Source organism: Virgibacillus sp. 7505, from assembly GCF_002272135.1.
Lineage (GTDB): Bacteria > Bacillota > Bacilli > Bacillales > Amphibacillaceae > Terribacillus.
Genome location: NZ_NPBF01000449.1, coordinates 1 through 214, shown reverse-complemented (window position 1 = coordinate 214; position 214 = coordinate 1). Strand labels below are relative to the sequence as shown.

At 48.1% G+C, this 214-nt stretch carries 1 protein-coding gene; it reads right to left on the bottom strand.

Translation table 11 applies throughout. The features are described from left to right. Nucleotides 1-214, bottom strand: a 214-nt coding sequence (locus CHH91_RS20820; RefSeq protein ID WP_176465904.1) for a hypothetical protein, incomplete at both ends; no start/stop codon positions are given.

Sequence of the window (214 nt, the reverse complement as noted above, 5' to 3'; positions counted from 1 at the left end):
CCAAAGCGAGCAGCTAGCTTTAACAGCTCATTGGCAATCGGCTCCGTTATTGGCTGCACCACATAATAGAGCACCGCCACAATGATCGCGACCGCAGCGCCATACGAAACGAAAACACCGGCAGTTTGCCCAATTGAAAGCTGCTTGAACGTTTCTTTGTTTTTCTGATAGGCATACCACAAAACAGCGATCAATACGAGCAGAAGCACAAAAG